The 9,469-nt window shown below is 65.1% G+C and carries 7 protein-coding genes; 2 read left to right on the forward strand and 5 right to left on the reverse strand.

Annotated elements, in window-relative coordinates; genetic code table 11:
• Positions 1-755 precede the first annotated feature (755 nt).
• From trxA to QK291_RS02700, 5 genes are all read right to left on the reverse strand, one after another.
• Positions 756-1,082, reverse strand: coding sequence for a thioredoxin (gene trxA, locus QK291_RS02680; RefSeq protein WP_282378867.1), 327 nt, complete (start codon positions 1,080-1,082; stop codon positions 756-758).
• Positions 1,083-1,119: 37 nt separating this feature from the next.
• A complete protein-coding gene (trxB, locus tag QK291_RS02685; protein ID WP_282378869.1) occupies positions 1,120-2,076 on the reverse strand; it encodes a thioredoxin-disulfide reductase in 957 nt (318 codons plus the stop codon).
• 178 nt (positions 2,077-2,254) lie between these two features.
• Positions 2,255-3,853 (reverse strand): ABC transporter substrate-binding protein, encoded by a 1,599-nt coding sequence (locus tag QK291_RS02690; protein ID WP_282378871.1) that lies wholly within the window; start codon positions 3,851-3,853, stop codon positions 2,255-2,257.
• 172 nt (positions 3,854-4,025) lie between these two features.
• Positions 4,026-6,080: a murein biosynthesis integral membrane protein MurJ gene (gene murJ / locus QK291_RS02695; RefSeq protein WP_282378874.1), complete on the reverse strand. Its 2,055-nt coding sequence runs from the start codon at positions 6,078-6,080 to the stop codon at positions 4,026-4,028.
• A 59-nt stretch (positions 6,081-6,139) separates the two neighbouring features.
• Positions 6,140-6,640 (reverse strand): NUDIX hydrolase, encoded by a 501-nt coding sequence (locus QK291_RS02700; protein ID WP_282378959.1) that lies wholly within the window; start codon positions 6,638-6,640, stop codon positions 6,140-6,142.
• Positions 6,641-6,859: 219 nt separating this feature from the next.
• Here QK291_RS02700 and QK291_RS02705 point away from each other — a divergent pair, with 219 nt between their 5' ends.
• Both QK291_RS02705 and QK291_RS02710 read left to right on the forward strand, forming a co-directional pair.
• Positions 6,860-8,326 carry a CCA tRNA nucleotidyltransferase gene (locus QK291_RS02705; protein WP_282378876.1) on the forward strand — a complete coding sequence of 489 codons (1,467 nt, stop codon included), beginning with the start codon at positions 6,860-6,862 and terminating at the stop codon, positions 8,324-8,326.
• Entirely contained in the window at positions 8,327-8,911 is a 585-nt protein-coding gene (locus QK291_RS02710) for a histidine phosphatase family protein (RefSeq protein WP_282378878.1), read from the forward strand.
• Positions 8,912-9,469: the final 558 nt, after the last annotated feature.

The raw sequence follows: 9,469 nt of genomic DNA on the forward strand, positions 1-9,469 counted from the left end.
CGCTGCTGTTTGGGGGCAACTTTTTCTGATATGCCGATACTGTCTAGCGGTCCAGGGACAACTGATGCCTATTGAATGGTGACGCACAGTAGGCAGCGCCCTGCACCCCGGGATCCGCCGCGGGTGAGGGTCTCAATCCCGAAGGAAATGGTCTGTCCCCCTTCCCGGCATCGCAACGGCATGCCGTCGGCAGTAGGCGACGTCGCCGGCCCGTTTCCTGAAGGACTAGGGCCCGGTGCTCGGAACAGAGAAAGCGGGCCGGGGCGCTGCCGTGGGTGTGGGTCGAGGATCAGGCCCGGAGCTTCGCGCCAAAGGCGGTGATATGCACAGCAGGCGACAGGTTCGATGCCGATGTTTCACGTGAAACAAGGGTCACTGTCGCCAACCCCCATACCGGAGCGCAATCAAAGATGTAGAGGCAGGTCGGGCTGCGCCGCATCTTGTTTCACGTGAAACGTGGTTGGTTGGCATCGGCGACTCACGCCGAATCCCCCGCACAACTTGACCATCTACCCAGGGCAGGGCGGGGGTAGCCTTGAAGCGGCAAATGGGAATCAGGCAATTTTACCGACATAAGCGCCGTATTAAGGTTGTTTTACATGCCTGCTATCTGCCACCTATGCTGATGTGCGCCTGGCCAGACCTGCACAAAAGCCCAGCACCTCATCAGTTCACAAAAAAGTGGCCCCCCTTCCCGTTGCCGGAAGTGGGGCCACTGTGGTACCCGGTCTGTGCTGCCACAGACCGCATCTGTCCTAGGACAAAACGTCCGCGAATTCCTTCTCAAAGAACTGCTTGGGACGGGCCCCGATCACGGTGCCCTTCACTTCCCCGTCCTGGAACAGGTAGACGGCGGGAATGGAGGTGATGCCGTACTGGGCGGCGATTGCCGGGTTGTCGTCGACGTTGACCTTGACGACGTCCACCTTCTCGCTGTATTCCACCGAGATTTCGTCGAGGATCGGCCCGAGCTTGCGGCACGGGCCGCACCATTCGGCCCAGAAGTCCACGATGACCGGCTTGGAAGAAGCCAATACGTCGGTGCCGAAACTAGCGTCTGTTACGTCTTTTGCGTTGCTCATGGCCCTGTCTCTCTTTCGGTAGGTTGCTGCGCGCCGATTAGGCGTGGAGGTCTGCGAGGTAGTGCTCGACGTCGAGGGCGGCTACACAGCCGGACCCCGAGGCCGTGATGGCCTGGCGGTACGTCGGGTCGATGACGTCGCCAGCGGCGAAGACACCCTTGATACTGGTCTGCGAGGTGCGTCCTTCGACGGCAATTGTGCCCTCCGGAGTCAGGTCCAGCTTTCCCTTGACGAGATCGGTGCGTGGATCGTTGCCGATCGCCACAAAGACGCCCGTGACGGCGAGCTCTGTCTCGGTTCCGTCCAAGAGATTCTTCAACCGGAGACCGGTGACCTTCTCCTGTCCGAGGACATCCTCAACACCGGTGTTCCACACAAAACTGATCTTCTCGTGGGCCAGGGCGCGGTCGGCCATGATCTTGGAGGCACGCAGTGCGTCGCGGCGGTGGACGACGGTCACCGACTTCGCGAACTTGGTGAGGAACAGTGCTTCTTCCATCGCGGAGTCACCGCCGCCGATCACGGCAATGTCCTGGCCCTTGAAGAAGAAACCGTCGCAGGTTGCACACCAGCTGACACCGTGCCCGGAAAGGCGCTTCTCGTTCGGCAGCCCGAGCTCACGGTAGGCGGAACCGGTCGACAGGATGATGGAGCGCGCCCGGAAGGTCTCCCCCGAACCGATGGTGACCGTCTTGATGTCGCCGTCGAGTTCCAGTTCGGTAACGTCCTCGAACTGGATTTCGGTGCCGAACCGGGCAGCCTGCTTCTCGAAGTTTTCCATCAGGTCCGGGCCCATGATTCCATCCGGGAAACCCGGGTAGTTTTCGACGTCCGTCGTGTTCATCAGCTCGCCGCCGGCGGTAACCGATCCGGCCAGGAGCAGCGGCTTCAGGTTGGCGCGCGCCGTGTACACCGCGGCGGTGTAGCCCGCGGGGCCGGAGCCTACGATGATGACATCACGTACTTCGGACGCGGTGTTTTCTGCGTTGCTCACTTAGCGGTGAACCTCTTCCTTTGTCGATGCGCCCGCCTGGATGGCCGGCCACATGGCACAACTAACACTTGGTGCTGAATATTCCGGTCGGACTCGGGCATCACGGAAGGACGCCGTCTCTCAGGATACCGTTCTGGCACCGGGCACCGCCGGGAAACCCTTGTGGTCGCGGGCCCTGCTACTGCACCTTGATCTCGGCCAGACGCAGGCCATACCCGTAGCGGGTCTTCGGGGCGGCCAGCTTAGGCAGGGTCTTGATGGAGACGATGACATACTCGGCGGTGGTGGGCTCCTGCAGGGGCATCGTCAGAGCCGGGGAAGTGAAGCTGTTACTGCCCACCTGCTTGGCGCCGTCCAGCGAGGGCTGGTCGTTGGTGAAGACGCTGATGCTGCCGCCGGAGGCCCCCAGCTGGCTCAGCGTCACCGAGGAGACCTCGGCAGGGCTCTGGAGTTTGACGACGAGCGGAACCTCGGCGGTCAGGCCACCCCAGTTGTCGGTGGCGAATTCCATGTCGGACCAGTAGCTCGCGGCATTGCCGTCAAAGGTCTTGACCAGGTCACTGTCATAGGTGGCGGCAAAATCGAAGTTGCCCAGCCGTGTAACGTCCTCGATGACGGGCGGACCGGAGGCCGGCGCGGCGCTGGCGGTACCTGACGGCTTTGCCGACGCCGGACCGGGCGCGCTGGCGGACGTAGTGCCGCCTGCGATGGGCTCAGGAGTGGTCTTGAAGAGACTGCCGAGATTGGTCACGGCCAGAACCAGGCCGACGACGAGGACCGCGGCCAGCAATCCGCCAACCAGCCAGCGCATGGAGCGGGGTCCGCGCTGGGGTTCCTCATCCTTGCCGTAGTACTCATCATCTGCCGCGGAGTCGCTGCTCGGGGCCGAGCCCGGAAAGAACCCGGGGGCGTGGTCCGCGGAGGCACTCCCGGACGCAGCGGCAACCGCCGGTTCTTGACCCTGCTGGGGACTCCGCCGGGCGTCGGGGGCGGGCTGGTCATAGTCGTCCTCTGACCATAACGACACTTTTGGTTTTTCCGCAGGAGTTGACGGCGCGGAGTCACGTGCGGCGGGTGTCGGGGAGCCTCCCTGGACCGGCTGGGCAGCCGTCGCGTGCGGGGCGGCCGCCTGGGGTGCGGTGTCCGGGGACTTCGCACTGGATGACGCCGGCGCTGCGGCTTCACCCGTTGCGGCACCGCCAGCCAGCCCCGCGGCGCCGGCTGGGCCGGCGGCGGGGGGAGATGAGGCCGGACGCAATGGAGGTCGGGCCGGGGAAACCGGCGGCACCGCCGGCTTGGCCTTTTGCGCCGGCGCAGCGGGCTTCTGATTGTGCCCGTAGTTGATGTACCCCGCGTCCACCTCTTCCTCGTCGTAGAGGCCGTCGTAGGTTTCGGGCTCGTGGGAGCGGGGCTGACCGAAGATTTCGCTGCCCAGCGTGTCCGTGAAGAACGGCTCGACGTAGGGCGGGTGGGACGATACGACAAGGTCCAGCAGGTCAGCCGCCGAGGTGTGGTTGGTGATGAGGTAGGTCGTGTCCTCACTGACCCCCAGATCGAGGATCTGTACGTGGCCGGGACGTTCCCCTGTGGCGACTTCGCGGGCGCTTTGGGCCACCTGATCGGCATTGTCGGGGCCGGCCACAAGGATGCTCACGGAACGGTTGAGTACCTGGTCCACACCGTCCAGCACCAGATCCTGGTCATGTGAGGTCAGTACAGTGGCTGTGACCTTGTAACGGCCACCTAGTACTGATCCGACATCGATCGGGTGGGACACGGGCTCCTCCTAGACTGTCGGGAGCTGCCGAGCTGATCACTTCATCAGTGACCGCAGGCCGTCCGGTAAAGCCGGTCGACCCCTGGTCTGCAACTCCCCTTGTTAGTCTTCGATCCTAGCCGATGCGCTGGTCCCGGCCACGGAAGCACAGCGCCACGGACCCGGCCGGTTACTATTTTTTCTTCTTGCCGCCGAACGGGAAATAGGGGTTGTGCCCCGCAGGGCCCTGGTAAGTCCTGCGCCCGGGCAGGTGGACATCGCCGCCCAGACCGCCCTCCGCGGTACTGGGCTGATCCTCGGCGGGGAGGTAGCCGCCTTCCGGTCCGGTGCGCCCGGCACGCTCGTCCTGTTCGGACAGGTCGGGACCGGCTCGGAAGGAGGCGGCGTCGAATTCCCCGGAAATCCTTGGAATGAGTCCGGTGTCCACCGCGACAGTGGCGCGTTCTGGCCTCGGATGGGCGGCGCTGGCGCCGCCAGGAAGCGTCCCGGTAGCGGGCTCCGCAGCCGATCGGCGGCGCAAGCGCCCCAAAAGCGGCTGCAGCAGGTCGCTCAGCTCGGTCACCCGGAAGAGCTTCAGCAGGAGCAGATAGGCCGCCAGCATCACGGGCCCGACGACGACAATCGTCACCAGAGCGGCGGCGGGGGTGCTCCAGGCGAAGCCGTCCCGGCTGTAGCTGCCCATCAGCCACAAGGCCACGGCACCGGCCAGCGCGGAACCCAGCGCGGCGTAGCCCATCCGGATATAGGCGTTGGCGATCCGCGGGCCGTCCAGGTGCCCCAGGAGCCGGCGCAGGAAGATCGCGCTGACGATCACGGACAGAATATTGCCGCCGGTGTAGAGGACGGCGATGGCGAAGATGATCTGATCGAACGGCAGGAACTGGATGCTGAAGGCGGCAACCACGTTCACGAGGGCCAGCACCAGCTGGATGAAGAACGGTGTCCGGGCGTCCTCATTGGCGTAGAACACGCGGGACATCATGAAGTTGGCGCTCATGAACGGTGTGCTGAGGGCCAGGATGGTCAGCGTCTGGGCCAGCATGACTCCGTCCTGGGGCACCCCGCCGGAGAAGAACATGCCCAGCGGCCCGGCCAGCGCGAACAGGGCCAGGGCCCCGAACACCGTGGCAACGGCCATGGTCCTGAGGCCGTGGGAGAGCGCGTTGCGCAGCGCGGCGTGGTCCCCGTCCTGCGAGGCCCGGGTCATCCGGTTGAACAGCACGGTGGCGAGCGACAGCGCGATGATCGAGTGCGGGAGCAGGTACAGCTGGCTCGCCACTTCCAGTACGGCGTTGCCCGGCAGTGTGTCGGCGGCCGGATCCCCTGCCTGATCCAGCCGGAGCCGTTCCGCGCCCGGGATCGTGGCGATGCGCATGACGTAGAGGAAGGCCAGCTGCCCGACGGCGGCCGTCGCCAAGGTCCAGACGCTCAGCCTGGCAGCCTGGCCCAGTCCGACCCCGCGCCAGCCGAAACGCGGCCGCAGCCCGAGCCGGAGCCGGAGGACCGGGACCAGCAGGATGGCGGTCTGGGCGATGACACCGATGGTGGAGAATCCCGCGACCAGGAAGGTTTGGGTGGAGCCCCAGGTGTCCAGGGTGTGGGGATTGGCCGCATTGGCGCCGAAGGTCCAGATGAACATGCCAAGGCCCGCGATCGCGACAATATTGTTCAGGATCGGCGCCCACATCGCGGGCCCGAAGGCGCCGTGGGCATTGAGCACCTGGGTCAGCAGGGCGTAGAGGCCGTAGAAGAAGATCTGCGGGAGGCACAGGAACGCGAAAGACACCGCGAGGGCCTTCTGCTCCGGCGAGTATCCCTGCGTCGTCAGCTCAATGACCCACGGCGCCAGCAGCGTTACCGCCAGCGTGAGCGTCAGCAGCACCAGCACAGCGAGCGTCAGCAGCCGGCTGATGTAGTCCGCCCCCTTGTCCGGAGCCTTGCTGGCCTTGATGATCTGGGGCACCAGGACGGCATTGAAGACGCCGCCTGCCACCAGCAGGAAGATCAGGTTCGGCAGGTTGTTCGCGTTGATGAACGTGTCGTTGACTGTGGAGCCCAGCCCGAGGGCGGCCGCCAGCATCCAGGTCTTGGCGAAGCCCAGGAAACGCGAGACGAGCGTTCCCGCAGCCATGATGGCGCTGGAACGGACTTCTCCGGATTGGACGGCTTTGGAATCGGCGGGGCCGGAGTGCGCGGGGGTGGGTTTGGCTGATGACATCGTCTTCATCGTCTCACCCGGGCACGGCTTTCGGCGCTATCCGCGACCCTTAAGGGGATTGCGGGGGCCTAGCGGTGTTCCGGCAGGACTTCTTTGGCGAGGTCGGCGATGCGGCGTTCGTTCGGGAAGGAGAGCTTCCGGGCCAGCTCGTGGATGGGGACCCAGGCGACGTCCACGGCTTCCTTGTCCGGATCGTTTTCGATCGTCAGTTCCCCGCCCGTGGCCTGCAGCAGGTAGTGGTGGACGGTCTTGTGGACGCGGTGTCCGCTGACCGTGAACCAGTAGTCGATGCTTCCCAGAGGTGCGAGGATCTTGCCCTCGATGCCGGTTTCCTCCGCGATCTCCCGCACGGCGGCTTCCTCGTTGCTTTCCTTGCCTTCCGGATGGCCCTTGGGCAGGCACCATTCCAGCCGCCCGCCGCGGTTAAGGCGGGCAATGATCGCAACCCGGAGTTCGCCGTCGGAAGTGTCCACCACAACGCCGCCGGCGGAGATTTCCTCCACCGTAGGGAGGGAAACCTGTCCGGAGTGCTGCACCGGCGCGACATTGGCACCGATTGCCGACGGCAACGGTGCGTTTGTCCTCCTGCCGGGAGCGCTCGGTACGGGATGGGCCATGAAGTCCACTCTAACGACTCTTGTCCGCACTTGATGACCTAAACATGGCAGGAAAGTGGACGGCCGGGAAAGTGGATCGCCCGTTCCGTCCCTTAGGTTCGGTGCCAGCGACCGGACTTGGGGAGCATTCGGTGTGGTGCTGGCCGGGATTTCTGACAAGCTTAAGAAACTATGGCGCACGCACATCACAAGACTGACCCGCACACTGTCGATTTCCAGGTAGACCCTGTGGTCCTGGAGCTTGGCCAGCGGTTTGTTGACGCCGGCCACGAACTCTCCCTTGTGGGCGGGCCCGTGCGGGACCTGTTCCTGGGCCGGGTGTCCCCCGACCTGGACTTCACCACCGACGCCACCCCGGACCAGACGGTTGCCCTGATCAGGAAGTGGGCTGACAACTACTGGGAAATCGGGCGCGCCTATGGCACCATCGGGATGCGCAAGGCAGGCTTCCAGATCGAAATCACCACCTACCGCGCCGAGTCGTACGATCCCGACTCCCGCAAACCCGCGGTGGCGTTCGGAACGTCGCTGACGGATGACCTGCTGCGCCGGGACTTCACGATCAACGCCATGGCCCTGCGCCTGCCCGCGCTGGAGCTCGTCGATCCGTTCGGCGGCGTCCGCGACCTCCATGCCTCCGTCCTCGCGACCCCGGGGGCGCCCGAATCCTCCTTCTCCGACGATCCGCTGCGCATGATGCGCGCCGCCCGCTTCGCGGCGCAGCTGGGGATCACGGTGCACGAGGACGTCCGCGCCGCGATGTCCCAGATGGCGGAGCGGATCACCATGATCTCCGCGGAACGGGTCCGCGAGGAGCTGGTCAAGCTCATTTGCGCGACGCACCCCCGGGCCGGGGTGGACCTGCTCGTGGACACCGGGCTGGCCGACTTCGTGCTGCCCGAGGTCTCCGCGCTGCGCCTCGAATCGGATGAGCACCACCGGCACAAGGACGTCTACCAGCACTCCCTCCAGGTCCTGGAGCAGGCCGCCGCACTCGAAACGGATGCCGCCGGCGCGGTGCCCGGGCCAGACTTTGTGTTGCGGTTCGCTGCCCTGATGCACGACGTCGGCAAGCCCGCCACGCGCCGCTTCGAACCGGGCGGCGCGGTGAGCTTCCGGCACCACGACATGGTCGGTTCCAAACTGACGACAAAGCGGATGAAGGCGCTGCGCTTCGACAACGACACCATCAAGGCCGTGGCCAGGCTGGTGGAACTGCATATGCGCTTCTACGGCTACGGCGAAGCAGGCTGGAGTGATTCGGCCGTCCGCCGCTATGTCACCGACGCCGGTCCGCTGCTGGAACGGCTGCACCGGCTGACCCGCTCGGACGTGACCACCCGCAACCAGCGCAAGGCCGAGCGGCTCGCCTTCGCCTACGACGATCTCGAGGCCCGGATCGCGGCCCTGCGGGAGCAGGAATCCCTGGAAGCCGTCCGCCCGGACCTCGACGGAGGGCGCATCATGGAGCTCCTGGGACTCAAGCCCGGCCCTGTCGTTGGCCGCGCCTACAAGTTCCTGCTGGAGGAACGGATGGAGCACGGCCCGCTGGAACCCGCCGTCGCCGAGGCCAAACTGCACGAATGGTGGGCTGCGCAGCCCGAGTCCGCCGTCGCACTCTCAACTGAGGAGTCCTAAGTGATTGCACCTTCCAACGCCCCCCGCCCGCAGCTGTGGATCCTGCGGCACGGCGAAACGGAGTGGTCCAAGAGCGGCCAGTACACCGGCCTCACCGACCTCCCGCTCACCGTGGAGGGGGAGCAGCAGTCCGTGGAGGCACGCAAGGTCCTTGACGCCGTCGACTTCGACCTGGTGCTGACGTCCCCGCTGCGGCGGGCACGCCGGACCGCGGAACTTGCCGGCTTCCCCGACGCCCAGCTGGAGCCGCTCGCGGTCGAGTGGGACTACGGCGACTACGAGGGCATCAGCTCGGACCTCATCCGCAAGGACAACCCGGAATACCTGATCTGGACCCACGGGGTGCCGAACGGCGAAGCCCTCGACGACGTCGCCGCGCGCGCCGACAAGATTGTGGCGCGGGTGCTGGAATCAGGCCTGGACAACGTCCTGATCGTGGCCCACGGACACTTCTCCCGGATCCTCACCGCCCGGTGGCTGGGGCTCGACCCACACGAGGGTCGGCACTTCATCCTGGGAACCGCCAAAGTCTGCACGCTCGGCTGGGATAAGAAGACCCCGGCAGTGGTCCGCTGGGGACTATAAACACGATTTAGAGAATAACTTCAAGAAAGTTTATGAATGCGGTAGTCAAGCGCTGCATTCCTGGTGTATTTTTACTTCTGACCCCTGAGCGTCCTGCCGGGGTCGAGGCGTTCGTCGCCCGGCCAGACAGCCGGAGCCACGGCATAACAGAAAAGGAGGTTGGGATAATGATTACTTTGACTAGCGGATGGATGTACCTCACCGCCACCCCGGCCTCCAACGCTGCACCGCGCCCAATTTTCGGCCCGACTGCCTCCTGACCCTTCCCACCCCGGCCCGGTCCTAGACCTGGCAAGCGGAGCCAGGGCGATACCGGCACTCCCCTTCCCGGGGGTTCCGTGACAGTGGACTGACCAGGCGGAACCACGCGGTTGGGCAGCATCCCCAAAGTTCGGAACCCAGCTTCTTGTTGGGATTGCGGCACGCTGCGTCCAAGGGGCCGGCGGTGTCAACTCGTCTAAGCAACGTTGTCGTTGAGTAGCTTGATGAATGCTTCCCGGGGCGTGTAGAAGCCTAGAACTTTTCGTGGGCGGTCGTTGAGTTCGTCGGCGATGGAGT

Source organism: Arthrobacter sp. AL12 (assembly GCF_029960645.1).
Classification (GTDB): Bacteria; Actinomycetota; Actinomycetes; order Actinomycetales; family Micrococcaceae; genus Arthrobacter.

Bases quoted from the DNA above. Each gene is read 5' to 3' on its own strand.
- trxA (WP_282378867.1), bottom strand. From the start codon at position 1,082: ATGAGCAACGCAAAAGACGTAACAGACGCTAGTTTCGGCACCGACGTA.
- murJ (WP_282378874.1), bottom strand. From the start codon at position 6,080: ATGAAGACGATGTCATCAGCCAAACCCACCCCCGCGCACTCCGGCCCC.
- QK291_RS02705 (WP_282378876.1), top strand. From the start codon at position 6,860: ATGGCGCACGCACATCACAAGACTGACCCGCACACTGTCGATTTCCAG.